At 36.9% G+C, this 25159-nt stretch carries 21 protein-coding genes, 1 tRNA gene and 1 rRNA gene; 18 read left to right on the forward strand and 5 right to left on the reverse strand.

What is annotated here, in order from left to right; translation table 11 throughout:
* The 7 genes from rrf to tsaD form a co-directional block, all read left to right on the forward strand.
* A 5S ribosomal RNA gene (gene rrf / locus ACQKNX_RS25120) occupies positions 1-99 on the forward strand; the annotation flags it as partial.
* A 145-nt stretch (positions 100-244) separates the two neighbouring features.
* Positions 245-320, forward strand: a tRNA-Asp gene (locus tag ACQKNX_RS25125).
* Between the two features lie 213 nt (positions 321-533).
* Positions 534-863 (forward strand): hypothetical protein, encoded by a 330-nt coding sequence (locus tag ACQKNX_RS25130; RefSeq protein WP_427431272.1) that lies wholly within the window; start codon positions 534-536, stop codon positions 861-863.
* A 110-nt stretch (positions 864-973) separates the two neighbouring features.
* Positions 974-1426: a tRNA (adenosine(37)-N6)-threonylcarbamoyltransferase complex ATPase subunit type 1 TsaE gene (tsaE, locus tag ACQKNX_RS25135; protein ID WP_427431273.1), complete on the forward strand. Its 453-nt coding sequence runs from the start codon at positions 974-976 to the stop codon at positions 1424-1426.
* A complete protein-coding gene (gene tsaB, locus ACQKNX_RS25140) occupies positions 1423-2130 on the forward strand; it encodes a tRNA (adenosine(37)-N6)-threonylcarbamoyltransferase complex dimerization subunit type 1 TsaB (protein ID WP_427431274.1) in 708 nt (235 codons plus the stop codon). The genes tsaE and tsaB overlap by 4 nt, the downstream gene beginning before the upstream one ends.
* Complete coding sequence (rimI, locus tag ACQKNX_RS25145) at positions 2123-2575, forward strand: ribosomal protein S18-alanine N-acetyltransferase (RefSeq protein WP_427431276.1); 453 nt, start codon at positions 2123-2125, stop codon at positions 2573-2575. The genes tsaB and rimI overlap by 8 nt, the downstream gene beginning before the upstream one ends.
* The gene (gene tsaD, locus ACQKNX_RS25150; RefSeq protein WP_427431277.1) at positions 2575-3594 is read left to right on the forward strand and encodes a tRNA (adenosine(37)-N6)-threonylcarbamoyltransferase complex transferase subunit TsaD; all 1020 of its coding nucleotides are present in this window, start codon (positions 2575-2577) and stop codon (positions 3592-3594) included. Before rimI ends, tsaD begins: the two co-directional genes overlap by 1 nt.
* 464 nt (positions 3595-4058) lie before the next feature.
* Here tsaD and ACQKNX_RS25155 read toward each other — a convergent pair whose 3' ends face one another.
* Complete coding sequence (locus ACQKNX_RS25155; RefSeq protein WP_427431278.1) at positions 4059-6002, reverse strand: ABC-F family ATP-binding cassette domain-containing protein; 1944 nt, start codon at positions 6000-6002, stop codon at positions 4059-4061.
* Positions 6003-6389: 387 nt separating this feature from the next.
* Between ACQKNX_RS25155 and ACQKNX_RS25160 the strand changes: the two genes are divergently transcribed.
* The 3 genes from ACQKNX_RS25160 to tatC all read left to right on the forward strand — a co-directional run bounded on the left by ACQKNX_RS25160 (position 6390) and on the right by tatC (position 8200).
* Positions 6390-7025, forward strand: coding sequence for a redox-sensing transcriptional repressor Rex (locus ACQKNX_RS25160; protein WP_427431279.1), 636 nt, complete (start codon positions 6390-6392; stop codon positions 7023-7025).
* Between the two features lie 117 nt (positions 7026-7142).
* Positions 7143-7358 carry a twin-arginine translocase TatA/TatE family subunit gene (locus tag ACQKNX_RS25165; RefSeq protein ID WP_228134172.1) on the forward strand — a complete coding sequence of 72 codons (216 nt, stop codon included), beginning with the start codon at positions 7143-7145 and terminating at the stop codon, positions 7356-7358.
* 20 nt (positions 7359-7378) lie between these two features.
* Positions 7379-8200 (forward strand): twin-arginine translocase subunit TatC, encoded by an 822-nt coding sequence (gene tatC, locus ACQKNX_RS25170; protein WP_427431280.1) that lies wholly within the window; start codon positions 7379-7381, stop codon positions 8198-8200.
* 406 nt (positions 8201-8606) lie between these two features.
* On the opposite strand, the gene ACQKNX_RS25175 is transcribed toward tatC, so the two are convergent.
* Positions 8607-9371: a CPBP family intramembrane glutamic endopeptidase gene (locus ACQKNX_RS25175; protein ID WP_340822079.1), complete on the reverse strand. Its 765-nt coding sequence runs from the start codon at positions 9369-9371 to the stop codon at positions 8607-8609.
* A 172-nt stretch (positions 9372-9543) separates the two neighbouring features.
* On the opposite strand from ACQKNX_RS25175, the gene groES reads away from it, so the two are divergent.
* The 5 genes from groES to ACQKNX_RS25200 all read left to right on the forward strand — a co-directional run bounded on the left by groES (position 9544) and on the right by ACQKNX_RS25200 (position 16540).
* The gene (gene groES / locus ACQKNX_RS25180) at positions 9544-9828 is read left to right on the forward strand and encodes a co-chaperone GroES (protein ID WP_173478892.1); all 285 of its coding nucleotides are present in this window, start codon (positions 9544-9546) and stop codon (positions 9826-9828) included.
* 56 nt (positions 9829-9884) lie between these two features.
* Positions 9885-11519: a chaperonin GroEL gene (gene groL, locus ACQKNX_RS25185; protein ID WP_427431281.1), complete on the forward strand. Its 1635-nt coding sequence runs from the start codon at positions 9885-9887 to the stop codon at positions 11517-11519.
* Positions 11520-11995: 476 nt separating this feature from the next.
* Positions 11996-12856: an alpha/beta fold hydrolase gene (locus ACQKNX_RS25190; RefSeq protein ID WP_427431282.1), complete on the forward strand. Its 861-nt coding sequence runs from the start codon at positions 11996-11998 to the stop codon at positions 12854-12856.
* Between the two features lie 223 nt (positions 12857-13079).
* Positions 13080-14000, forward strand: coding sequence for an iron-hydroxamate ABC transporter substrate-binding protein (locus ACQKNX_RS25195; protein ID WP_427431283.1), 921 nt, complete (start codon positions 13080-13082; stop codon positions 13998-14000).
* 1061 nt (positions 14001-15061) lie between these two features.
* Positions 15062-16540 (forward strand): MDR family MFS transporter, encoded by a 1479-nt coding sequence (locus tag ACQKNX_RS25200; RefSeq protein ID WP_427431284.1) that lies wholly within the window; start codon positions 15062-15064, stop codon positions 16538-16540.
* Between the two features lie 229 nt (positions 16541-16769).
* Here ACQKNX_RS25200 and ACQKNX_RS25205 read toward each other — a convergent pair whose 3' ends face one another.
* Positions 16770-17525, reverse strand: a complete 756-nt coding sequence (locus tag ACQKNX_RS25205) for a GNAT family N-acetyltransferase (RefSeq protein ID WP_427431285.1) — start codon at positions 17523-17525, stop codon at positions 16770-16772.
* 247 nt (positions 17526-17772) lie between these two features.
* On the opposite strand from ACQKNX_RS25205, the gene ACQKNX_RS25210 reads away from it, so the two are divergent.
* Genes ACQKNX_RS25210 through ACQKNX_RS25220 form a run of 3 tightly spaced genes read left to right on the forward strand, consistent with a single transcriptional unit; the run spans position 17773 to position 20609 of the window.
* Positions 17773-18822, forward strand: coding sequence for a FecCD family ABC transporter permease (locus tag ACQKNX_RS25210; RefSeq protein WP_401022375.1), 1050 nt, complete (start codon positions 17773-17775; stop codon positions 18820-18822).
* Positions 18823-18826: 4 nt separating this feature from the next.
* Positions 18827-19588 carry an ABC transporter ATP-binding protein gene (locus ACQKNX_RS25215; RefSeq protein ID WP_427431286.1) on the forward strand — a complete coding sequence of 254 codons (762 nt, stop codon included), beginning with the start codon at positions 18827-18829 and terminating at the stop codon, positions 19586-19588.
* 10 nt (positions 19589-19598) lie between these two features.
* Complete coding sequence (locus ACQKNX_RS25220; protein ID WP_427431287.1) at positions 19599-20609, forward strand: ABC transporter substrate-binding protein; 1011 nt, start codon at positions 19599-19601, stop codon at positions 20607-20609.
* Between the two features lie 692 nt (positions 20610-21301).
* Here the strand turns inward: ACQKNX_RS25220 and ACQKNX_RS25225 are convergent.
* Entirely contained in the window at positions 21302-21961 is a 660-nt protein-coding gene (locus ACQKNX_RS25225) for a 4'-phosphopantetheinyl transferase family protein (protein WP_427431288.1), read from the reverse strand.
* The gene (locus ACQKNX_RS25230; RefSeq protein ID WP_427431289.1) at positions 21961-25128 is read right to left on the reverse strand and encodes an amino acid adenylation domain-containing protein; all 3168 of its coding nucleotides are present in this window, start codon (positions 25126-25128) and stop codon (positions 21961-21963) included. Before ACQKNX_RS25230 ends, ACQKNX_RS25225 begins: the two co-directional genes overlap by 1 nt.
* Between the last annotated feature and the right edge of the window lie 31 nt (positions 25129-25159).

Raw genomic sequence — 25159 nt, forward strand, 5'->3', positions numbered from 1 at the left:
AGAGGTCACACCCGTTCCCATACCGAACACGGAAGTTAAGCTCTTTAGCGCCGATGGTAGTTGGGGGCTTCCCCCTGTGAGAGTAGGACGTCGCTAGGCAATTAAAACAGTCAGCTGTATGCTGGCTGTTTTTTTATATTTTTTCACAAAAAAGGTCTATAAAAATACTTGTTTTATTTAAAAAATGTAAAAATAGTATTGTAGTTTATTATATTATGTGTTATATTTATATATGTCTTAAAGAGGTCCCGTGGTGTAGCGGTTAACATGCCTGCCTGTCACGCAGGAGATCGCCGGTTCGATCCCGGTCGGGACCGCCATTTTTTATGAAAATACAGTTCTTATGATTTTTTATTAATCATAAGGGCTTTTTTATTTGTCTATTAACGATAATGTTTGTCGAATCGCTGATTGAGTTTCGGAAATCGCAAGTAAAGCCTAAGGAATGGCTGAATACACTAAAAGAATTGCACTAAATCTTTTTCCGTTGCATATGTATAGACAGTATAGGTTTCGCAAGGGAGGACGGAGGTGTGTCAATAGGGATACGTTTCTGCATACTTTGGTTAATCTTTATACTTAAAGTTGCTTGCGGAGTTCCAATTATTGATATAGAGGAATCGAATTCGTATCATTGGCAAAAAAATATGAATGAAAATGAATTTAAGCAATTACAACAAGGTATGAGTTATATGGAAGTAGTTGAAATAGCTGGTGGTAGCCCAAGCGAGACGATTAAAAGTGATTATTACCGATGGAATGATGAAATACTTTTGACGCAAGCCTATATCGTTCAATTTAAAGATAATCAATTAGTAAATAAAGAGGTTATTGCGGTGAAGGGATATTCAACAAGAGAGTAGACACGTCTTCGAAAGAGGACGTGTTTATTTTTTTGAAAATCACTCGATGCTTTGAACATTTGCGTGTGTTTCGGTAAACTAGAAGTAATGAGCTAGGAGAGGACATAGAGATGAAATTTGAAAAAATAATGAATTCACTAGAAGATACAGAGCACTTTGCCATGAAGCTAGCAAATTTACTTGCGGCACAAGATACCATTACATTAGAGGGTGACTTAGGTGCCGGGAAGACGACATTTACAAAAGCTTTAGCAAAAGGGCTAGGCGTAACTAGAACTGTTAATAGCCCTACATTTACTATTGTGAAACAATATGAGGGCCGTTTACCCTTTAATCATTTGGATGTATATCGTTTGGCTGAAAGTGATGAGGATCTTGGGTGGGACGAGCTATTTTATGGTGATGCGGTATCCGTTATTGAGTGGGCACATTTAATTGAACCGGATTTACCTAAAGAGCGTTTAGCAATTGAGATTTACCGTGTTAGTGAATACGAACGACGATTTGTGTTAATGCCCTATGGCAAGCGATATGAGGCAATATGTGAGGAGCTAATGAGATGATTTGGTTAGGAATTGAAACAGCGAATGCGCCACTTTCTGTTGCAGTTGTTAAGGATGGAAAAGTGTTGGCAGAGGTTGTACAAAATATAAAATTAACGCATTCTGCAGGTGCAATGCCGGCAATTGAAACGATACTAGCTAATGTTGGTGTAAAGCCAAATGAGTTAGATGCAATTGCTGTATCAGAAGGGCCAGGGTCATATACAGGTGTACGAATTGGTGTAACGCTTGCTAAAACATTAGCATGGACATTACAGAAGCCATTAGTCGGTGTTTCAAGCTTAAAAGTACTAGCAGCTAATGCAGCGCTTTTTGATGGACTAATATGTCCTATATTTGATGCACGTCGTGGCAATGTATACACAGCTGTCTATAAAGGGTCGAAGTTGGATGTAGTTTTCGAGGATTATCATGATCATATTGAAGGACTGTTAGCCCGTTTGAAGGCTTTAGATGCACCTATATTATTTGTAGGAGTAGATGTGAATCTATTTTGGGATAAAATTGTTGAAGTCCTTGGACATAATGCATATCGTGCACCTCTTCATGAGGATTTGCCACGTGCGAGTGCTGCGATTAGTTTAGCAAGCACAGCGAAATTACCGAGTGTAGAGGAAGTCCATCATTTTACTCCGCAATATAAACGTATTGCGGAGGCTGAAGCAAACTGGTTAAAAGAGCAAAAGGAGAAGGCACATGAGTAGTAATGTAATGTATCGTAAAATGGTATCAGAGGATGTACCAGCGGTTTATGCGATTGAACTTGCTACATTCCCGACGCCATGGACATTGGATTCTTTTTACTATGAGATGCATGAAAATCAATATGCATACTATGTTTTAGCAATAGATGAAAACAATAGCATAATAGGTTTTTGTGGAATGTGGATGGTCATAGATGCGGCTCAAATTACAAATGTGGCTGTTACCGAGGCAGCTCGTGGTCGAGGAATTGGAGAAGGCTTAATGCGGGAAGCGATGCGTATCGCACGGGAGCATGGAATGGAAGTTATGAGTCTAGAGGTACGTGAAACGAATACGGTGGCACAAAATCTTTATCGCAAGCTTGCCTTTCAAGATGGTGGCATACGTAAAGGTTACTATACAGATAACGGGGAGGATGCCCTAGTCATGTGGGTGAATTTATAATGGAAAATCGAGTTATTTTAGCAATTGAGTCCAGCTGTGATGAAACGGCAGCGGCTGTTATTCGTAATGGTTCTGAAATTGTTTCAAATGTAGTAGCTTCACAAATTGAGAGTCATAAGCGTTTTGGTGGCGTTGTACCCGAGATTGCATCACGTCATCATGTAGAGCAAATTACGGTTGTTATTGAAGAGGCGTTAAGACAAGCAAATATGCAGCCATCTGATTTAGATGCAGTAGCTGTTACAGAAGGTCCAGGTCTGGTAGGGGCACTGTTAATCGGCATTAACGCAGCAAAAGCATTTGCATTCGCTAACAATGTACCGATTTTGGGCGTACATCATATTGCGGGTCATATTTATGCCAATGCACTTGTCCAACCAATGGAGTTTCCACTAATAGCCCTTGTTGTATCAGGGGGACATACGGAGCTTGTTTATATGAAAGAGCATGGCTCATTTGAAGTGATAGGAGAAACGCGCGATGATGCGGCAGGAGAAGCCTATGACAAAGTTGCACGCGTATTAGGCTTACCATATCCAGGAGGTCCTCGTATAGATCAGTTAGCACATGAAGGTCAAGAAGCCGTTGCTTTTCCACGTGTATGGCTTGAGGAACAATCCTATGATTTTAGCTTTAGCGGTTTAAAATCAGCAGTAATTAACTATAGGCACAATATGGATCAACGTGGTGAAGAGATTTCTCCAACAGCTGTTGCAAAAGGCTTTCAGGAAAGTGTAGTTGAAGTACTAACTGCAAAAACATTGCGTGCAGCGCGCGAATATAAAGTTAAGCAAGTAATCGCAGCAGGTGGTGTAGCTGCTAATAAAGGTTTGCGTACATCCCTTGAGGCGGTATTTTCTAAAGAGGGTATTCCCTTTTTTGTACCACCATTAAAATTATGTACAGACAATGCAGCAATGATAGGGGCTGCTGCAACCCCGATGTTTGAAGCAGGTGTTCGCGGAAATATGATGATGAATGGTCGACCTGGTATGGAATTGAAATCATGGGTTGAGTAAGCACTTGAATGAGATGGCTCAGAGTTTTAGCTGAGTCGTCTCTTTTTTATATTTTTATAAAAATATTGGTATATAAAATCACAATAATGCTAGAAAATATATACTTATATTAGAAAAATAATTAATTGACAAATTTTTCAGAAAATTATCCACAGGAATTGTGAAAAAAGTGCATAAAAAAACTGCGAACATTCGTACTTATGCACAAATTGTGGATAACTTGTGCATAAGTTGTGATTATTCTATATATAGTAGCCCATTTTACACAGAACCATGTGGATTAAATAATTTGAAATTGTGGACAGTGTGGAAAAGTCTGTTGATATGTTGGTATTACTAGTTTTATAGTGTGTATAAAGTTGTGGGCATTTTTTGTCGAAAAATAGCACTTGACCAATATATATGAAAAATAAAGGCGAGTAAAGAAAAAAGCCATATGACATAGCATATGACTTTTTGAGATTTTATAAAATAATATTTTCTAGTTCCTCATTTAATTCGAGCCATTCCATTTCAATGACTTCATGCTGCTCTTTAATAGTAGCTAACTCACCTTGCAGTTGTGAAATTTTCTCATGGTCAGTGAAAATTTCAGGATCACAGAGAGCTTCTTCTAAACGAGCAATTTCTGTAGCTGCCTTTTGCATGTTGACCTCTAATTCTTCTATTGAACGTCTAATTTGCCGCTCACGTTTTTTTGCTTCTCTATCTATTTTGGAGGTAGAGGTCTTTTCAGGAGCTGTTACTTGTATTTGTGGTTGAGAAGCAGCCTTCATTTGAGCAATTTCAAAAAGTTCCTGTTTTTTCTCAAGATAATAATCGTAATCACCTAAATACTCAAAAGAACCTTCACCAGATAGCTCAACAACTTTCGTTGCAATTCGATTAATAAAATATCTGTCATGTGATACGAAGAGAAGCGTTCCAGGATAATCAATTAAGGCATTTTCCAACACTTCTTTACTATCTAAATCTAAGTGGTTCGTAGGTTCATCGAGAATTAAGAAATTTGCCTTTTGCATCATTAATTTTGCCAATGCTAATCGAGCCTTCTCACCACCAGATAAAGAGTTGACGGCTTTATCTACATCTTCTCCACTGAATAGAAAGCGACCAAGTACAGTGCGAATGTCCTTTTCATTCATTAATGGCCATTCATCCCATAATTCTTTTAAAACGCTTTTATTGCTAGAAAGCTTTGCCTGTTCTTGGTCATAGTAGCTAATTTGCACATTGGTACCATAACGAATTTCCCCTGCAAGTGGGGATAAATCTTTGACAATCGTTTTTAATAACGTCGATTTACCAACACCATTTGGTCCAACTAGTGCGATGCGATCTTCACGAAAAGTTCGTAGTGTGATGCCACTAGATATTTGCTTGTCACCGTAGCCAACAGCTAAGGAGTCAATAGAGAGCACATCATTGCCACTTTGTCGTTCTATCGTAAAGCCAAAGCTAGCTGATTTTTCGTTACCGTCAGGCGAGTCCATCCATTCCGTACGTTCGAGCATTTTGCGCCGGCTTTGTGCCATTTTGGTCGTAGAGGCACGGGCTATATTTTTTTGAATAAAATCCTCAAGCTTTGCTTTCTCATCCTGCTGGCGTTCAAACATTTTTACATCGCGCTCATAGTTTTTCGCCTTTTCATCTAAATAAGCACTGTAGTTTCCAGTGTATTTCGTAACGCGATGACGAGAAACTTCATAGACGATGGAGACAACTTGGTCTAAGAAGTAACGGTCATGTGAAACGATTAAAATAGCGCCTTCATAGCCTTTTAAATAAGTCTCTAACCAAGATAATGTTTCTATATCTAAATGGTTTGTAGGCTCATCGAGAATTAATAAATCTGGCTTACTTAATAGAAGCTTTGCAAGAGCTAAACGAGTTCGTTGTCCTCCTGACAATGAGCTAATTGCTTTTTCATAATCCTCTGGGTAAAATTGCATACCATGAAGAACAGAACGCGTATCAGATTCGTATTGATAGCCTCCTGAATCTTTAAAATCATGCTGTAATTGGTCATATTCGGACATGACCTTTGCATACATTTCTGGATTTTCATAAACCGCTGGATCAGCCATTTGCTGTTCGAGCGAACGTAATGTCTTTTCTTGTCCAAGAAGCGGTTCGAAAATTGTCATCATTTCGTCCCAAATTGATAAAGTTGAATTTAGACCCGCATGTTGTTCTAAATAGCCAACTTGTACGCCCTTTGGAATAATAATATCGCCAGAATCATATGACAATTGACCAGCGATGATTTTTAGTAAAGTGGATTTACCAGCTCCGTTACGTCCGACTAATGCTACACGATCACGGTGTTGTACTTCTAGTTTGACACCACTTAAAATTTCATCTGCAATAAAGGATTTATATAGTTGATTGACTTGTAATACAATCATTCTTGACACCTCAATTCTTTCTTAGTGTAAAGGATGACGGAATTGCTTGCAATGTCAGTGCTTTACTTATTCTAAGCTGTCATGTAAGATTGAAACGATTTCTCTTTAGTTAGTGACGTAAAACACGCCGTTAACTAAAGGGAAATCCTCCACTTTTATAAGTGGGTGATGAATATGATATGCATTGAACTCAGTGTGGGTTGAAACCCGTCTGAATCAAATTAGCGACCCAGCGGATGTCATAGATTTTATGAGAAGACTTTAAGCATGCTCAAAAAATTCTGGATGCATGTACGCTGAAATGTAATTGATTCATATAAGCATGTTTCAAAATGAGTATTCAAATACGCTTAGGTGAATTTGATGTGTTTATAAGGAGGAAAAAGTTTGAAACAAGAAGTAAAAATTCCACAAGCCACAACGAAAAGACTTCCTCTTTACTATCGATTTATCCAAAACTTTGCGCAAGAAGGAATGGAACGTATTTCATCGAAGGAATTGAGCGAGGCGATGAAAATCGATTCTGCAACGATTCGTCGAGATTTTTCTTATTTCGGTGCGCTTGGCAAAAAGGGATATGGCTATGATGTTCAGCATCTATTGAAGTTTTTTAGCCAAACACTTGATCAGCATGAGACAACAAAAGTAGCGTTAATCGGTGTGGGGAACTTAGGGAATGCATTTTTAAAGTATAATTTCCAAAAAAATCATAACACTCATATTGTGGTTGCATTTGACTCAAAGGCACCAAAAGAAGGGAAAATGATAAGCAATATTCCCGTTTATCATCCCGATTTATTAGAAGAAAAGTATGATGAATTTGGAGCAGACCTTGCTATTTTAACTGTATCTTCGCGCTCTGCTCAGAAGATGGCTGATCGATTAGCAGCAATGAATGCAAAAGGCATTTTAAACTTTACGCCAGAGCGTATTACCGTACCAGATACTATGAAATTATTAACGATAGATTTGTCGGTAGAATTACAAGCGCTTATTTACTTAATCCGAAATAGCGATAAATAAAGGGCATTCACAAATTTGTAAACTGTTACAATTGATGGTGTTTAAACTATTGAAATAAATTCGCCAAACGAAAAAATTTAAGTTAAAATGATATATATATAAGAGGAGGTGGCTGCAATGGTTGTGCACTTAAGTGCTTTTACACCAGTTAGCCTAGTTATTATCGGTGTGGTTGCAATTTTAATATTCGGACCAAAGAAATTACCTGAGCTAGGTAAGGCAATGGGTTCTACACTTCGCGAATTTAAAAATGCAACAAAAGGTTTAGCTGATGACGATGATGATACAAAAAAGAAAATAATTGAACATAAAGAAAATGATAACGTTAAGTAAGTTAAGGATGTCTAGTTAATATGAATCCAAGAGAATTAACAGTCGTAGAGCATTTAGAAGAACTAAGAAAACGGCTCTTTATTTGCGCTGTTTTCTTTGTTATTGCACTTATAGTTGGCTTTTATCTAGCCGAACCACTTATTAAACATATTCAATATAGTAAAGAAGCGGAGCAACTAACTTTAAACGCATTTAAAGTGACCGATCCACTTGTCGTATATTTACAAGTGACGGTTGCAATCGCATTTGTGATAAGTTCACCGTTGCTTCTTCATCAACTTTGGTTGTTTATTACACCAGGTTTACATGAGACAGAACGCAAGGCAACTTTAAAATATATTCCATATTCGTTTTTTCTATTTTTAGCAGGAGCTTCATTTTCATATTTTGTGTTATTTCCCTATGTCATGCACTTTATGATGGGTTTATCTACAGAGTTAGAAATACAGCAAACAATTGGTATTAACGAATATTTTTCATTTTTGTTTCGTTTAGTCATGCCGTTTGGAATCATTTTTCAGTTACCTGTAGTGACGTTATTTTTAGCGCGTTTAGGTATATTAAATCCTGAACTGATGGTGAAATTCAGAAAATATGCATATTTCGGGTTAGTCGTTATTGCGGTATTTCTTGCACCACCAGATTTTATTTCAAACGTTATCGTAGCAATTCCGCTATTTGTAATTTATGAGTTTAGTATTATCATAGCACGCAGAGGCTATCGAAAGTTTTTACAAGCCGAGGCATTGCTTTTAGAGGAAGAGCGTAAAGAAGCAGAACGCGAGCAAGTTGAGCGTTTGTTAGCTGAACAACGACGACAAATTGAAGAATTAAATGACTAATAAAAAGAGCTAGATGTTTTCCACATCTAGCTCCTAGCTTGTCGACAAAAGGAATTAAGAATAGAAATCTTAATCCCTTTTGTTATTTTTATTGAAAAAAATGAGTTCTTACTTTCGTCTTGCCATACACTTCGAGCATCCCCTCTCTATGAACCTGTTTGCCATGTCCAAAATAGCAATTATAGTAAACTGCTAGCAATACATATAGATTGGAGTGGAGGGCGGGCGACTCCTACGGGAAAGCACAGAACGTAAGACGCAACAGACCGCCCGTAGCGGAAATCAACGGCCGTAGTCATCACTTCTATATTAATTTTAAATAAAAAAAGGACTATAGACAAACTAGAAAATCTTCGAGTTTGTCTATAGTCGGAGAGCTAGATGTTTTCCACATCTAGCTCTTTTTTTATTGCATTTTTTGCAGTTCTTCTAAAAACTTTTGCAGCGGTTCTGCGTTTAATTGTACAAGTGTAACGAAGCCGTTCAGCATGACATGCGCAATAATTGATGTCCAAATCCTTTTTGTTTTATGGTATAAGAAAGCAAAGATTAAACCACAAATGGTATATAACAGAATATGTGAAAAATCAAAATGAATTAGCGCAAAGAAAATGGCACTGACTATGGCTGCCACCCAGAAGTTCGTCGTTTGGACAAGTGAGCCGAAAATAACACGACGGAAGACGAATTCCTCTAAAATTGGGCCAAAAACAACAATCGCTAAAATGGCAATTGGAGCACCTTTTGCTATCGCCACAATATCAGCAGTGTTTTGTGAGCCACCCTCAATCCCGAATACAGCCATCTCAATAGCTGCACCAATCATTTGCCCGAAGAACACAAGGAAGAAACCTAACACTCCCCACACGATTGTAAGTGGAATAGTCTCCTTTTTACCTTGATAGATATCCCAAAACGATTTATCGCGAGTAGTTAAAATCAAACTTAAAATCAATGCAATGGCAAAGCTGAGTGCGATATACCAGCCTTGCGTAATAGGGGCCGCTTGTGCATGAGGTAAACCCGTTGTACTCATCACAAATTTATGAAACGGTAAAAGTAACCACTTTCCTGATAATTGCATGACAATGTAAATGATTAAAACATAGAGAGCCGTTTTTTTATGCTGTACGTTTTTTAAAGTATTATTCACAGTCAAAATCCTTTCCATTCATAAGCTACCTTTCTATTGTAGAGGAATATGGAAAGAAAACAAAATTTTTCGTAGTTCTGACTTGCAAAAAAACAGTTGATTGATTATCATAATAAATGTATTAGCACTCGTTGATATAGAGTGCTAATAAACTTTTAAGAAATATTTAATTAATAGGAGGTTGTTTCACTTGTTAAGACCACTAGGAGATCGTATTGTCATCGAACTAATCGAGGTAGAAGAAAAATCCGCATTTGGAATTGTACTACCAGACTCTGCAAAAGAAAAACCACAAGAGGGTAAAGTAGTAGCAGTTGGGACAGGTCGTATATTAGAAAACGGACAACGTGTAGAGCTTGACGTTAAAGTTGACGACCACATTATTTTCTCTAAATACTCAGGTACAGAAGTTAAATATGAAGGCAATGAATACTTAATCTTACGTGAAAGTGATATTCTTGCAATTATTGAATAATAGTTATTATATTAATTAGGCTTAACGAATATTCCATTTCAGGAGGGTAAATTCAAATGGCAAAAGATATTAAATTCTCAGAAGAAGCTCGTGCATTAATGCTTCAAGGTGTAGATAAATTAGCAAATGCAGTAAAAGTGACATTAGGCCCTAAAGGTCGTAACGTCGTTTTAGAAAAAAAATTCGGTTCACCATTAATTACAAATGATGGTGTAACAATTGCAAAAGAAATTGAACTTGAAAATCCATATGAAAACATGGGTGCAAAATTAGTAGCTGAGGTTGCTTCTAAAACTAATGAAATCGCTGGTGATGGTACAACTACTGCAACAGTTCTTGCTCAAGCGATTATCCGTGAAGGTCTTAAAAACGTAACAGCTGGTGCAAACCCTGTAGGAATCCGTAAAGGGATTGACAAAGCGGTAGCAGCAGCTCTTACAGAATTACATGCTATTTCTCGTCCAGTAAGCAATAAAGAGGAAATCGCACAAGTTGCGGCAATCTCAGCATCTGACGACGAAGTAGGCCAACTAATTGCAGAAGCAATGGAACGTGTTGGTAATGATGGTGTTATTACAATTGAGGAATCTAAAGGTTTCACAACTGAATTAGATGTAGTAGAAGGTATGCAATTCGATCGCGGTTATGCGTCTCACTACATGGTAACAGATACAGATAAAATGGAAGCGGTTCTTGATAACCCATACATTTTAATTACTGACAAAAAAATTACGAATATCCAAGAAGTTTTACCGCTATTAGAACAAGTGGTACAACAAGGTCGTCCACTATTAATGATCGCTGAAGATGTTGAGGGTGAAGCTCTTGCAACACTTGTAGTGAATAAACTTCGTGGTACATTCAATGCTGTAGCAGTAAAAGCACCAGGTTTCGGTGACCGTCGTAAAGCGATGCTTGAAGATATTGCAATCTTAACAGGTGGTCAAGTAATTACAGAAGAATTAGGCTTAGATCTTAAAACTGCTGATATTACATCATTAGGCCGTGCTGCGAAAGTTGTTGTAACAAAAGACTATACAACAATCGTAGAAGGAGTTGGCGGTGCAGATGCAATCGAAAGTCGTGTCGGCCAAATTCGTGCACAGCTTGCTGATACAACTTCAGAATTCGATAAAGAAAAATTACAAGAACGCCTAGCAAAATTAGCAGGTGGTGTAGCAGTCATTAAAGTTGGTGCTGCAACAGAAACAGAATTAAAAGAACGCAAACTTCGCATTGAAGATGCATTGAACTCAACACGTGCAGCAGTAGAGGAAGGTATCGTATCAGGTGGTGGTACTGCACTTCTAAACGTTTTCGCAGCAGTTGAAAAAGCAGCTGATGCAGTTGATGGCGATGTAGCAACAGGTGTAAAAATTGTTCTTCGTGCATTAGAAGAGCCAGTTCGCCAAATCGCAAACAATGCAGGTCTTGAAGGTTCAATCATTGTAGATCGTCTAAAACGCGAAGAAATCGGTGTTGGTTTCAACGCAGCAACAGGCGAGTGGGTAAACATGATGGAAGCGGGCGTAGTAGACCCAGCAAAAGTAACACGCTCAGCACTACAAAATGCAGCATCTGTAGCAGCTCTATTATTAACTACTGAAGCTGTTGTAGCAGATATTCCAGAACCAGCAACACCAGGTATGCCTGATATGGGCGGCATGGGTGGAATGGGCGGCATGATGTAATAAACCGCTTAAACCTTTGATCTTTTGTATAAGATGAATGGGATAATAGCATTTTAACGGAGGCTTCTCATAAGTTCACTGAACTTGTGAGAGGCTTCTTTTTTCATTTCTTTCGTTACGAGGAGATAGACGTTTTTGGTAATTTGATCATCGTAATGCCCAAGTCTATCCATGATTTATTCGAGTGTGACACTTGCTCCTGCTAATAGTGAAGTGTGTTTATGTCTAAATGAGTGTATGGTGTTAAGTTAGGGTTTAACATTGCGAGTGTAAGCAGTCTAGCCACCCATGTATTTTACAAATAGATGTGAAATAATGCTGAAATATTTTATGGGTTGTGAAATTATGTATAAATTACAGCTGCAAAAAAATACAAAAAAAAATGGACATTTGATAATTTTACGTGGTAAGTTTATTTAAAATTATTAGATTAAAGAAAATAACAAAATAGATGAAATTGAGGGAGAGTAATAGAATTGAAGAAGTTTCAAATAACAGTAGATGGCAATACTTTTCACGGATGCGAATTTGGTGATAATAACCTTCCTTCACTTGTTTGTCTTCACGGAATGACTGGTGATTTAAACAGTTTTTCTAGGCTTGTTGAATACCTAATAAATGATTTTCATCTTATTCTTATAGATAACCCGGGACATGGAGAAACTGATTCACTAAAACTTGAGGAGGATTATATGTTTTCCTCCTTAGCAAAAACTATTTATCAAGTAATACAACAGATTACGAATAAACCTTTTTACATGTTGGGACATTCTTGGGGGGCAGACCTTTGCCTACACATCGCAAAAATATCTTCTGCTAAGGTAAAGGGCGTTATTTTATTAGATGGAGGATATGCGTTTCCTGAACATGTTGATGGACTGACAGAGGCAAAAGCCTTGATAGATTGGAAAGAATATGTTGAGTCCAGTATATATGGTTCTTGGGACGAAGTGGTCAAAGAATACCAAAATTACACAACAAAGCAATGGGATACAAATCTTAATTCATTAATAGCATCTAGCTTTAAAAAGCTTAATGATAATTATATATTTAAGGCTGACGTTTTCAGCATTTTAGCGATTATTAAGGCATTCTATAAAGAGCCTTGTTCAACCACTTTTGAAAGTATTCAGTGTCCTGTTTTATTACTGCATGCAACAATTCTACCGACAGATTCAGCCCGAAAAAAGGGAATACAGGAAATTAAAAAAGGCATCAAAGAATTAAAGGTAATAGGTATAGAAAACACTAAACACCACCTTCATTGGGACTTTCCTGAAAAAGTTGCTAATGAAATTCTGTTGTGGAAACAAGAAAGTAATCACGTAGTTTATTAACAACATGTTCTTCTTCAACAAATTGCGATTGTAGATGAAGATAGTTAAAGTAGCCTTGTTAAATTGTTTTTAACAAGGCTACTTTTTTTAACTCATTATATCTATCTTAAACTGCTATTGACAAAAGATTAAAAGGAGACTATCATTTTTAAATAGTAATGATAATCATTATCATTATTTTGTGAAAAAGATAATGATAATAAATATAAAGGAGAATCTTAAATTGAAAAGATTTATAATACCTTTCATCTTCATGTGTGTGCTTTTTCTTAGTGCCTGCGGCAATAGTACAAAGAATCAGGCAGCAGGGGATGCAAATAAAGAAGAAGAAAGTGAAACAATTACATATCAATCTGAAAACGGACCAATTGAAGTACCCGCTCATCCGAAAAGAGTAGTAGTTTTGACTGGTAATGCAGGTGACGTAATCTCATTTGGCGTCAATATTGTAGGGGTGGACGAGTGGTCTAAGGCAAGTCCGTTATTTAAAGAGCAATTAAAAGATGTTACAACTGTGTCAGATGAGGATCTAGAGACAATTATTGAATTAGAACCAGATTTAATTATTGGAGGCAGCGATAATAATAACCTAGATAGGTTGAAAAAAATTGCCCCAACAGTTACCTATACGTATAATAAAGTCGATTATTTAACACAGCATTTAGAAATTGGTAAATTGGTAAACAAAGAAAAAGAAGCTCAAGACTGGATTGATGACTTCAAAAACCGTGCAACTACTGTAGGAAATAAAATTAAAGCAAAAGTTGGCGAAAATTCAACGGTGACTGTAATGGAAAGTTACGATAAAGATATAGGTATTCTCGGCAATAGCTGGGGAAGAGGCACAGAAGTTCTTTATCAGGCGATGGGTCTGAAAATGCCTGAAAAAGTAAAAGAAATGACAAGTAAAGAAGGATACTACATGATTTCATCTGAAGTATTACCTGACTATGTTGGGGACTACTTGGTTGTGAGTAAATACAACGACCAAGATAATTCCTATCAAAAAACAGAACTATATAAAGAAATGCCAGCAGTGAAGAACGACCATGTAATTGAAGTGGACGGAAATGCCTTTATGTTTAACGATTCTCTAACTTTAGATTACCAGCTGGAATATTTTGAAGAACAATTTTTAAAATAAGCTGTTTTTTTAAGAGATATTTACTTTAAATAATATTGAAAACACAGAATGTGATAATTGAACTGAGCCCTGTTTAATGGACAGTTAAAAAGAGACACTATAATTCCAGGCTGCAATGAGATGACTTCGGTACAGTACCGAAGTCATTTTTTTAGATACTCTTGTTTTCGCGTGCAGCTATAATGCTCAATGTATTAATAACCATTGATCGTTCTAATGTTACCATATCTTAAAACTTTCTTTTTAGGGTCATAGGCAAGTATATTGGCTGTCAAATGAATGTAAGTAAACGCAACACCCACTGCAATCGTTTTTTTGTGAATTAAAGTATTTTCCTCCAATTCTCTGGGATTTTTGACTTCCGCTAAAAAGTTCGTTATAATTCGTTGTGTATAAAAAATGCTTTAAGGAGGATGTTAGAAAATGACAATAAAATTCCCAACTTTGAACCAGTAATTGAATACTGTCAAAGGCTCTGTTTGTGTATGCAGAGTAAATGGAATTAGTCTGTCCTTTTTTAATTATCTTCATTTCATATTGTGAAATTGTTATTCACCGAATTTCAGTAATTGTTCCCACTTAGTTGTGAGGGCTAGTTATATGTAATGAAAGAAAGGCGACTTGTTTTTCCTTTCTTTATTTTTGTCTAATTTAACCTTTTATTTGGTTTTACCAAAGGTAGGTTTCTTGTTCTTACTGACAACTTAATGAAATATGGATGGTTCTTTCCCTTTACTTTTATGATCACAGGCAGGTGCTTGTGATCTTTTCGTTTTTTTAGCGGGATACAATGCAATAAAGGTTCTTGTTTTAACTGAGCGTAATTTGCACATGCTCCTGTTTTCCGGTGGGCAGAACAACTGCCATTACTGGGGTGGTTGATGAGGTCATCATTTGGGTAAGATTGGTTTTGGATATTATTTTGTTGTTTATTCAATTCTAGGTTAGTTTGATATTCACTAAGAAGGGAGCAATTCTTAATCCAATGTTCTGCTCGATAATGGGATATTTTAAAAAAATAAAAGTTCACCAAAAAATACATGCTAGTAAGGAGTTATTAAATGGAACAAAATCAATCGATAAAATATGAATTCCTATCACAGGATCCTAACGTTAAAACATTACCAATTATGCTGTCGTTAATTATCGGGGCTTTCTTTGCCGTTTTAAACGAAACTTTGTTAAACATTGCCTTAACGACATTAATGCATGAATTCCACATTACTTTGCCAACTGTTCAGTGGATGGCAACAGGGTTTATGCTTGTAATGGGGATAGTTATTCCAATTTCTGCCTTAATGTTACAGTGGTTTACAACGAGGCAATTGTTCATTGGTGTTATGGTCACTTTCACAATTGGAACAATCATTTGCGCAATTGCACCTAGCTTTCCCGTTTTATTAGTAGGTCGATTAATCCAAGCAGTTGGAACAGGGCTATTGATGCCGATTATTTTTAATGTCTTTTTATTATTATATCCACCAGAAAATCGTGGGAAAATAATGGGGATAGTAGGTTTGATTTTTACGTTTGCACCGGCAATCGGACCGACTTTATCAGGTGTTATTGTTGAATATTTAGGCTGGCGCTATTTATTTATTATTGTTATCCCTTTCGCTTTATTTTCTATTGCTTTTGCTTCTAAGTATTTAACAAATATTTCGGAGGTCACAAAACCGAAAATTGATGTTCTGTCTATAATCTTTTCGACGATTGGCTTCGGATCCATTATTTATGGGTTTAGTGCTGCTGGAGAAAAAGGTTTCCTCAGCCCAAGTGTATTTGTGACGATTATTATCGGAATCATTGGTGTTGTATTATTCTCTTTAAGACAGTTTAAGCTAAAAGAGCCTGTTATGAATTTACGAGTATTTAAATATCCAATGTATACACACGCAGTATTAATGTTTTTAATTATTATTATGGCGATGTTTGCATCGGAAATCATATTACCGATATTTATGCAAGGTCCATTAGCCTTGACTGCAGCAGCAGCAGGACTCGTTCTACTACCTGGGAGTTTGCTAAATGGACTTATGTCTCCATTTATGGGGCAATTGTTCGATAAATTTGGTCCCCGTGTATTGATGATCCCTGCAACACTTGTTTTAAGTGCTACAGTGTTTACGTTAAGTAGGTTAACAGCTGAAACACCTATTTGGATAATCGTATTATGCTATATTTTATTAATGCTTAGTGTTTCTGCGATTATGATGCCTGCGCAGACAAATGGTTTAAACCAACTACCTAAATCTTTATATCCACATGGCACTGCGGTCATGACCACTTTGCAGCCTGTTGCAGGGGCGATTGGTGTTGCTGTTTTTATTAGTATAATGAATGCCAAACAAAATCACTTTTTAACAAAAGCCACCAATCCGAGTGATCCAGCTACAATTAGCCAAGCTATGGTTGCTGGTGTAGAACTTGTGTATCTTATTGCTTTTGTAATAACGATATTAGCGATTATTTTGTCATTTACCGTTTACCGTGCGGTTCCAAAAGAAATGATTGAAACAGAATCAGACTCTACATCTTGACCAATTTTCTTAGATGGAAGTCAACATCTGTCTGTTTGAATGGTTGAAGGCTTAAAATGGAAGCTTCTCATTAGTTGTGCAAACTTTTGAGTAGCTTCTTTTTGTGTGCGGATTATTAGTATTAGGAGCATTTCATATTAAAGAGGGAAGGTTTTTGAGAGAATCTTAAGGAAGTGTTATGGAAAATGCGTGTGGATGAATTAAGTGCCTTCTTTATGACCCTAGCTGTTTAATCTCCTTCAACCTTTAAAACCTCATATTGGAAACCTTGATATACATAGTTTTGTTTCTGGTACATGTCTCTCGGTGTATCTTCGCCATCAGCTACTAAAATAACGATTTTATGATGAAATTTCTGCATGACATATTGCTGAAGTTGCGTACCTATCCCTTTACGTTGAAAGGCTTCAAGTACAAATAAGTTATCAATTTCAACTGTTGTATCTTCCTCGATAAGCTCCGTAGAACCAACTGGAATGCCGTCATAGTAGGCTAGGAGCTGATGTTTGTGAGAATCATGGAAACGACGTTGTAGTAATGCTTGTTTTTCCGTGGCAAAAGTTTCGCCATATTTCAAATCCTCTTCATACTGTAGCTTTAAAAATACCTCTAAATTTTCTTCTGTCACTGGCTGGACGTCAACATGTCGATGCACGCTTGTTGCAAATTGGCTTGGCTCAATTGTATATAATTCTAAAAACCCAATGTCATAGTTTTCCTCAGTTAAATAATTAAGAATATCGGCGGAAATTTTCTCGTTAGATGGGAAAATAAATTTTAAGTGCATTTGATTATGTTTTTGATGAAAGGAACGTAGCATCCTTTCCGATTCTTTAAATGCCATTAATGAGGGCATCGTTTTAAATAGAATAAAATTACTATCATAACGACTTAGCATCTCTGGATAATGAACATGCTGACAAACTTCATCTTCATATATGACATGGCCAATTTTTTCGATATGGTCAAAGGTAATGTTGCTCATTGTTAATCTCCTTAATTTAATATTTTGTGAAATAACTCTAATAGATAAAAATTAAATCCCTATTGCTGTAAGTGTGAATGCAATTGGGCTTTTTAGCAAGGAAATGTATAACTGTCTTAATATTAATTTTCATGTTGTTTTTCACTACATTATCAATTACTATAGTAATTGATAATGAAAATCATTATCAATTAAAATTGTAAATAGAGGTGAAATTTTGGATAAACAGGATGTTAGCAGAATAGGCATGGGCAATATTTATTATGTGATTATCCTACTTTTAATCGGTGCCATATTTATATCTGCCGTTTATTCTGTATCAATTGGGCAAGTCAGCATACCCTTCAAGCAAACTATGAGCATTCTATTGCACGCAATGTCCAATGGCAAATTTGGATCGCTTGAAAATGTGGACAGTGAATCCTTTTTGAATATCATTTTACAGGTGAGAATGCCTCGGGTGATTTTTGCCTTATTAATTGGCATAGGACTTGCTTTATGTGGGACTGTTATGCAAGCAGTTGTACAAAATCCACTTGCTGATCCATACATACTTGGTATATCTTCAGGAGCTTCATTAGGAGCGACATTTGCGATTTTAGTAGGGTTTGGCAGCAGTGCACTGTTATCACAGTTTGGTGTAGCATTTGGAGCATTTGCTGGAGCAATGATTACATCAATGGCAGTACTTATATTATCGAGTATTGGTGGAAAGGCAACGTCAATAAAACTTGTATTATCAGGTGTTGTTATTGGGGCTTTATGTAGCTCTTTCTCAAGCCTGATTATCTTTTTTGCAAATAATGCGGAAGGCATTAAGACAGTTACTTTTTGGTCAATGGGGAGTTTAGCCTCTGCAAGCTGGGATAAAACACCGATATTAGCGATTGTTATTGTACTGGGGGCTACACTGTTCCTTTTCCAGTATCGTGTGTTAAATACAATGCTATTAGGCGATGAATCAGCTATAACATTAGGTATCAATTTAAGCGCATACCGTAAATTATATATGATTCTTACTTCACTTATAACAGGCACAATGGTTGCCTACGCAGGCATGATAGGCTTCGTAGGATTAATTATTCCTCATATTACAAGAGGAATATTTGGTGCAGATCATAAACGATTAATGCTAGGTACATTACTTTTAGGAGGACTATTCATGATTTGGGCAGATGTTTTGTCCAGAACTTTAATTCAAAATGTTGAATTGCCTATTGGGATCATTACTTCTGTTATTGGATCACCATTATTTATCTATATGATTGTAAAAAAAGGTTACAACTTCGGAGGGTAGAAAAATGGAATTAGTTGCACAGGAAGTGGAAGTTAAGATCGGCAAAAAGGAAATTGTTAAAGATATATCTATACAGGTTAAAAAGCAACAATTTGTGGGCTTAATCGGACCAAACGGATGCGGAAAATCAACTTTATTAAAAAGTATATATAAAAGCCTTGTTCCGCAGAAGGGAATGGTATTTTTAGATAATCTAGATGTTTTAAAAAGCTCAGAAAAAAAGATTTCAAAGCACTTAGGTGTAGTTGGTCAGTTTAATGAAATGCATTTTGATTTAACGGTTCAGCAAATGGTGCTGTTAGGCAGAACACCACATAAAAAAATGCTAGAGTCTGACACACAACAGGATTTTGATATTGTAGAGGAAGCGTTAGTACGGACGAACTTACTTGATTATAAAAATCGTAGTTTTCTATCATTGTCTGGTGGTGAAAAGCAACGTGTGATTTTAGCAAGAACAATTGCGCAGCAGCCTAAATTTATGATTTTAGATGAACCGACAAATCATTTGGATATTCGCTATCAAATTGAGATTTTATCTTGTGTAAAGGATTTAAACATTGGTGTACTAGCAGCGCTCCATGATTTAGAGATGGCAGCACAGTACTGCGATTATCTTTATGCGGTAAAGGATGGGGAAATTTATGCACACGGTACACCCGAAGAAGTACTAATACCAGATACAATTGAAGCTTTATATCAAATAAAATGCCAAACATTTATTAATCCTGTGACGAAGGGATTAGGATTTGCATATGGTCTTTAGGAGGATCACAATGAAGAATAAACTATTATTAGGAATTGGTTTAGCAGCTATATTAATGTTAACAGCTTGTGGTAATACAACAAAAAATACAACTGAGGAATCCGAAGCAACAGAGCATTATCCACTGACAATTACAAACTATTCAAAGGCAGAGGGTGGTTCTACTTGGGAAAAGAAAGATCAAGTATTCGATAAGGCACCTAAAAGAATAATGGCAAACACGCGACCAGCGGCAGAATTATTATTGCATTTAGGCTTAGGAGATAAAATTGTTGGTGTTGGTGCAAACTTCGGAGCAGTTGATAAAGCTGTAGAGAATGAGTATTCAAAGCTAAATATTTTAAGTGATGAGTACGTTGGAAAAGAAGTTACATTAGGTACTAATCCAGATTTAGTTTTTGGACGAGGTGGTTTATTTGATAATGCGGAATGGGGAGTAGGTACGGTTGATTCACTTAATGAATTAGGTGTTAAAACATATGTATTAGAATCGTCAGTCACAGGTGGCACGTATGATTCAATTTATAATGATATTGAAAACATCGGTGAAATTTTTAATGTTCAAGACAAAGCAGCGAGCTTTATTAAAGAATTAAAAGATAGACAACAAGACATTTCTTCGAAATTAGAAAGCATTAAAGACGAAAAAACGTTTGCTTATTTGCATACTAACGATCCAAAAGAGCTTTTTGTTTATCCAGCACACGATGAAACATTTTTTAACGATGCATTCAAAATGGTGAAATTAGATAATGTTTTTAAGGATGAGACAGGTGATGTGAGCATTGAAACGTTAATTGCCGCTGATCCAGATGTTTTAATTATTCCAAACTGGGATGGTTCTGATCTTACAAAAGTAAGGGAAGAAATTTATGCGAATCCGAAACTATCTAGTATGAAAGCTATTAAAAATAAGCAAATGTATATTGTAGATTACAATTATATGTTCGGCTATGGTTACAACACGATAGATGGAATGGAAGCTCTAGCAAAAGAAATGTACCCAGATTTGTTTAAATAATGGAGGTAGTTTTTTGAAAGGGAAACGTTGATTGAGTGCTTGGCACTTGGCATAAAGACGGCTCCTAAATCGGAAAAATCCACTACGCTTTCCGTGGGCACGAAGTAAGCCGCAACCCTCGCTGACGCGCGGCTTGTTGCGTCTTACAACTCGTGCTGTGCCCGCAGGAGTCTACGTGGATTTTTCCTTAGAGTTTCAAAAGGAAATTGTATAAGTGCCTGGCACCGCTCATCCGTGCCTAGTACAGTATCGTCTCTTAAATCGGAAAAATCCACTACGCTTTCCGCGGGCACGAAGTAAGCCGCAACCCTCGCTGACGCGCGGTTTGTTGCATCTTACGCTACGTGCGTTCCCGCAGGAGTCTACGTGGATTTTTCCTTAGAGTTTCAAAAAAATGCAAGGAAATTGTTTGAGTGCCTGGCACCGCTCATCCGTACCTAGTAAAGTATCGACTCCTAAATCAGAAAAATCCACTACGCTTTCCACGGGCACTAAGTAAGCCGCAACCCTCGCTGACGCGCGGTTTGTTGCGTCTTACAACTCGTGCTGTGCCCGCAGGAGTCTACGTGGATTTTTCCTTAGCGCTTCAAAAGGAAATTGTTTGAGTGCCTGGCACCTCAACTATATTCATTTAATATAAAAAAACAAAAGGCATCAAGTTTTTGATGCCTTTTGCCATCCGCTGAGCAACGTTATAGAAACTGATGTCTATGCAAAACGGTTAAATTTATCTGTGATGTGCGATCCCAGCAGATGGATACAGGGTGTCGTTCATCAAGATATATAAGCTGTGTAGAAATGTTTTGAACTATTTGTTCATCCGTCGTATCGATTAAGTGTGGTGATGGATGTGGAAATAAGGAAATTTTATAGAGAGCTTCCTTTAATGTCCACAGTTCATAAAATTTTTTTAATCGAAGCGGTTCCACAATTTCGTCAATGCTTGTTATTTCATTCTCTGTCATGGCATAGTGCATTACATCTATCGTAACAGGCTTAATTTCCTCCACATCAATGCCGACATGACCATTTGTCGTTACTGCTATGACAAGCCAATCTCCTGAATGAGAAAGATTAAAATCACCCCTCCAACCAACATTTCCTACAGCATAAGGCCGACCATGTTCGTTTCTTACAATCTGTACATCTTGTGTAGCAGTCAATTGCTGAATTGCCCATCTGGAAATAATGCTTCCTAATAAGGCTTGTTGTCGGTCCTGCCAATGTTGGTATTGCAATATCCTGATTTGCTCATCAGGAGGCAGTTGCGCATAATACTTCGCCCATTCAAATGTTGTTAATTGTGGTCCAATGGGGAGTGCAAATACTTGTACGCCATTGAATCTCAACATTATCGAACAGCAACGGGTTTAGGTTCAGGGAAATAACCTAACTCGATACCATACGTAATCATTGTGCGGATAAAGGCTGAATTTGGTTCTGCACATGCAATACCCGAGTTCACTAAAAATGCCTGTGTTTTTTCACTATTAAATATAAATGGTGAATCACTTGCGCCATCACCTTCAAGTTGTGCAATAGCTAATGATAAATATTCTTGTAATGCTTTAGGATGCTCCGAATTTAAAAGCCAATCTTCATAATCATTTGCCGAAACGATTTCTAACTCATATCCCATGTCCTTTATTGCTTCAATAAAATCAAGATAGGCTAGGGGTACGGGGTTACATAGGTGGAAAATGTGCCCATTGGATTTTGGTTGACGGGCTAATGTTATAAGTGCCTGGCTCGCATAATTGATTGGCGTAAAATCAACATGCCAATTAGCTGTCGGTGTTTTTCCTAAATGAAGCATCGATTTCATCATTCGATAAAACGCATTATCATCTATATTGCGCTGGAATTTTCCTGTTTGGGAATGACATGTTAAATTGCCAACACGATAAATTGAAACAGGAATTTTATCGTTCACGGCATTTTTAACAAGATTTTCAGCCACTAACTTACTTTGGGTATAAACATTTGTAAGTGAAACATCGTAATCAAATTCACCAAGTGCTTGCTTTTCTCCCCATTGTGTTGCTGCAAGTTCTTCAGGAATACCAATTGTTGAAACATAGTGGAAATGGACACCTGCTTTACTTTTAGCAAGCTCGAGCAAGTATCTAGTCCCTTCAACATTGACATCATTAAAATGAGTGGCAGCCCCGAAATGTCTTACATCTGCCCCACAATGTATAATTGCATCAATTTCTTCAGTAAGTGTAACGTAATCTTTAGTTGATAAATTAAGTTTCTCTTTACTCAAATCACCTTGTATGACAGTCACTCGATTATGTAGCATTGCCACAATGTCTTCACCGAAATAAAAAGCCATGCTCTCTTTAAGTTTTTCATCAAGTGTTGTGTGTGCGCTTTGTCTAATTAAGCAGTAAATATGAGTGTTTGTATTAATTAAAAGCTCATTTAAAATATGGCTTCCTAAATAGCCTGTTGCACCAGTTAACAGCACAGCATTCATAGCTAGAGGTGTTGGTGTTTGCGCAATGGAAAGACGGCTTGGCTCCATCAAATCTTTACGAACAAAATCTACATGCTGTTGAGGTGTGTCATTAGTTTCTGGTTGATAGTTACAAATATAATGATCTAGTTCGGCAATCGTTTGATATTGGAAAAAGTCTTGTATTTTTAAAAACGGAATATGCTTTTTCACTTGTACTAAAATTTCGAGTACTTTTAATGAATGCCCACCGATATGAAAGAAATTATCATGAATACCGACACGTTCAATACCGAGTACATGTTGCCAAGCAGAGGCTAATAGCTTCTGTATTGGGTTCTCCGGTGCATCATAATGACTTGGTAAAGGTGCTGTTACCTCAATGGCAGCTAACTGCTTTCGGTCGATTTTGCCAGTAGGCGACAAGGGCATTTCCTGCACTTCAATTAATCGTTCAGGCACCATATAGTCTGGTAAATGGCCTGCTAAATACTGTCTAATTGCTGTTTGTTCTACCTTACTACCGCCAATTAAAGTGTAGTAGGCAAACAAGCTATTATTTCCATCGTCCATTTTCTTTGCAAGTATAACGCCTTCTTGAATGCTTGGGTGATTACTTAATACCGTTTCAATTTCGCCTAACTCAATTCGGAACCCTCTAACTTTAATTTGAGAATCTTTGCGTCCTACAAATTCAATTACACCGCTCGGTAATAAACGAACTAAATCACCTGTTCGATACATTAATCTTCCAGGTTCATTTGATAATATATGTGGGACAAACGCTTCAGCAGTTTTTTCCGGTTGATTTAAATAGCCAGCAGCTAGACCAGCACCAGCTATGTAAAGTTCCCCTGCTTCATTGACAGGGCAAAGCTGCCCATCATTATTAATAATATACATTTCGTAATTGGCGATAGGCTTACCAATAGGAATGCTTGATTGATTATCAATTACAGTATCCTTCACTTTATGGTAGGAGGACAGCACTGTACATTCGGTTGGTCCATATACATTAATAATTTCAGTTGTTGTTCCGAATTTTTCATGCCACTTTTGTATAACTGCAGGCATAAGTGCTTCACCACCTACAGATAAATATTTAAGAGACGATAATTTATCTTGGTGTTCAATTGAGAGATGAGTAGCTAGCTGCGTAAAGAACGCATTTGGAATTGTGGCTGTTGTCACTTTTTCACGCTCAATCATTTCAGCAAATGCCTCTATTGATACGCGTTCAATACTTGTGAGCATATGTAATCGTGCGCCAGAGAAAAAAGCAGTAAATGTTTCAGTGACGGATGGATCAAAACTATAGGAGATAAATTGTGAAAAGACATCATATTTACTTGCTTGGTAGATTCTTTGATTGTCAGTAATTAAGTTGATCACAGATTCATGCTTAAGCATTACGCCTTTTGGCTTGCCTGTCGAGCCAGATGTATAAATAATATAGGCTAAATCAGCAGGGCTGAGATCGATATGGATATTGTTTTTTGAAAATGTGATTTCCATTCGATTAAGTGTAAACACTATACGAGTTTGGGAATCGTTATGTAGTAAATCATTAAGTAATTGAGTATGTTCTTCTTTTATTAATATAAATGACGCGCCTGTATCGTTTAACAAGTAATGACAACGCTCTTTAGGATAGCTAGGATCAATCGGTACATATATACCACCTGCTTTTAGAACACCAAGTAAACTAATAACAGTTTCCTGACTACGTTCTATAACAATCGCCACTTTGTCGCCTTTTTGCAAACCTTTGTCTCGCAGCATATGAGCAATTTGATTGGATCGTTCATTGAGCTGACGATAGGTCATTGAGCCACCATTAAATGATAATGCAATTCTATCAGCAAACTGTTCTACAGCTTGATAAAATACTTCAGGTATTGTTTGATCTTTCGCATAAAAGGCTTTTGTTTGATTTAAAGCTTGATAAATTACTTTATCTGCTTCAGTTAACAATTGCGTACAATGGGCTGGTAGGGTTTGTTGCACATTATAGTTCGTTTGATAATCTGCCGTAAGTAAATTAAGTTCTCTATTCAATCATCACAACTCCTATTTTTGAAAGTAGAGG

This window comes from Lysinibacillus sp. NPDC093712 (genome assembly GCF_050280025.1).
Taxonomy (GTDB): domain Bacteria; phylum Bacillota; class Bacilli; order Bacillales_A; family Planococcaceae; genus Lysinibacillus.

Coding starts and splice junctions, on each gene's coding strand:
- ACQKNX_RS25210 (WP_401022375.1), top strand. CDS start 17,773: ATGGGCAATATTTATTATGTGATTATCCTACTTTTAATCGGTGCCATA.
- ACQKNX_RS25165 (WP_228134172.1), top strand. CDS start 7,143: ATGGTTGTGCACTTAAGTGCTTTTACACCAGTTAGCCTAGTTATTATC.
- tsaE (WP_427431273.1), top strand. CDS start 974: ATGAAATTTGAAAAAATAATGAATTCACTAGAAGATACAGAGCACTTT.
- groL (WP_427431281.1), top strand. CDS start 9,885: ATGGCAAAAGATATTAAATTCTCAGAAGAAGCTCGTGCATTAATGCTT.
- tatC (WP_427431280.1), top strand. CDS start 7,379: ATGAATCCAAGAGAATTAACAGTCGTAGAGCATTTAGAAGAACTAAGA.
- ACQKNX_RS25225 (WP_427431288.1), bottom strand. CDS start 21,961: ATGTTGAGATTCAATGGCGTACAAGTATTTGCACTCCCCATTGGACCA.
- tsaD (WP_427431277.1), top strand. CDS start 2,575: ATGGAAAATCGAGTTATTTTAGCAATTGAGTCCAGCTGTGATGAAACG.
- ACQKNX_RS25215 (WP_427431286.1), top strand. CDS start 18,827: ATGGAATTAGTTGCACAGGAAGTGGAAGTTAAGATCGGCAAAAAGGAA.
- ACQKNX_RS25155 (WP_427431278.1), bottom strand. CDS start 6,002: ATGATTGTATTACAAGTCAATCAACTATATAAATCCTTTATTGCAGAT.
- ACQKNX_RS25200 (WP_427431284.1), top strand. CDS start 15,062: ATGGAACAAAATCAATCGATAAAATATGAATTCCTATCACAGGATCCT.
- ACQKNX_RS25220 (WP_427431287.1), top strand. CDS start 19,599: ATGAAGAATAAACTATTATTAGGAATTGGTTTAGCAGCTATATTAATG.
- ACQKNX_RS25205 (WP_427431285.1), bottom strand. CDS start 17,525: ATGAGCAACATTACCTTTGACCATATCGAAAAAATTGGCCATGTCATA.
- ACQKNX_RS25175 (WP_340822079.1), bottom strand. CDS start 9,371: ATGGAAAGGATTTTGACTGTGAATAATACTTTAAAAAACGTACAGCAT.
- rimI (WP_427431276.1), top strand. CDS start 2,123: ATGAGTAGTAATGTAATGTATCGTAAAATGGTATCAGAGGATGTACCA.
- tsaB (WP_427431274.1), top strand. CDS start 1,423: ATGATTTGGTTAGGAATTGAAACAGCGAATGCGCCACTTTCTGTTGCA.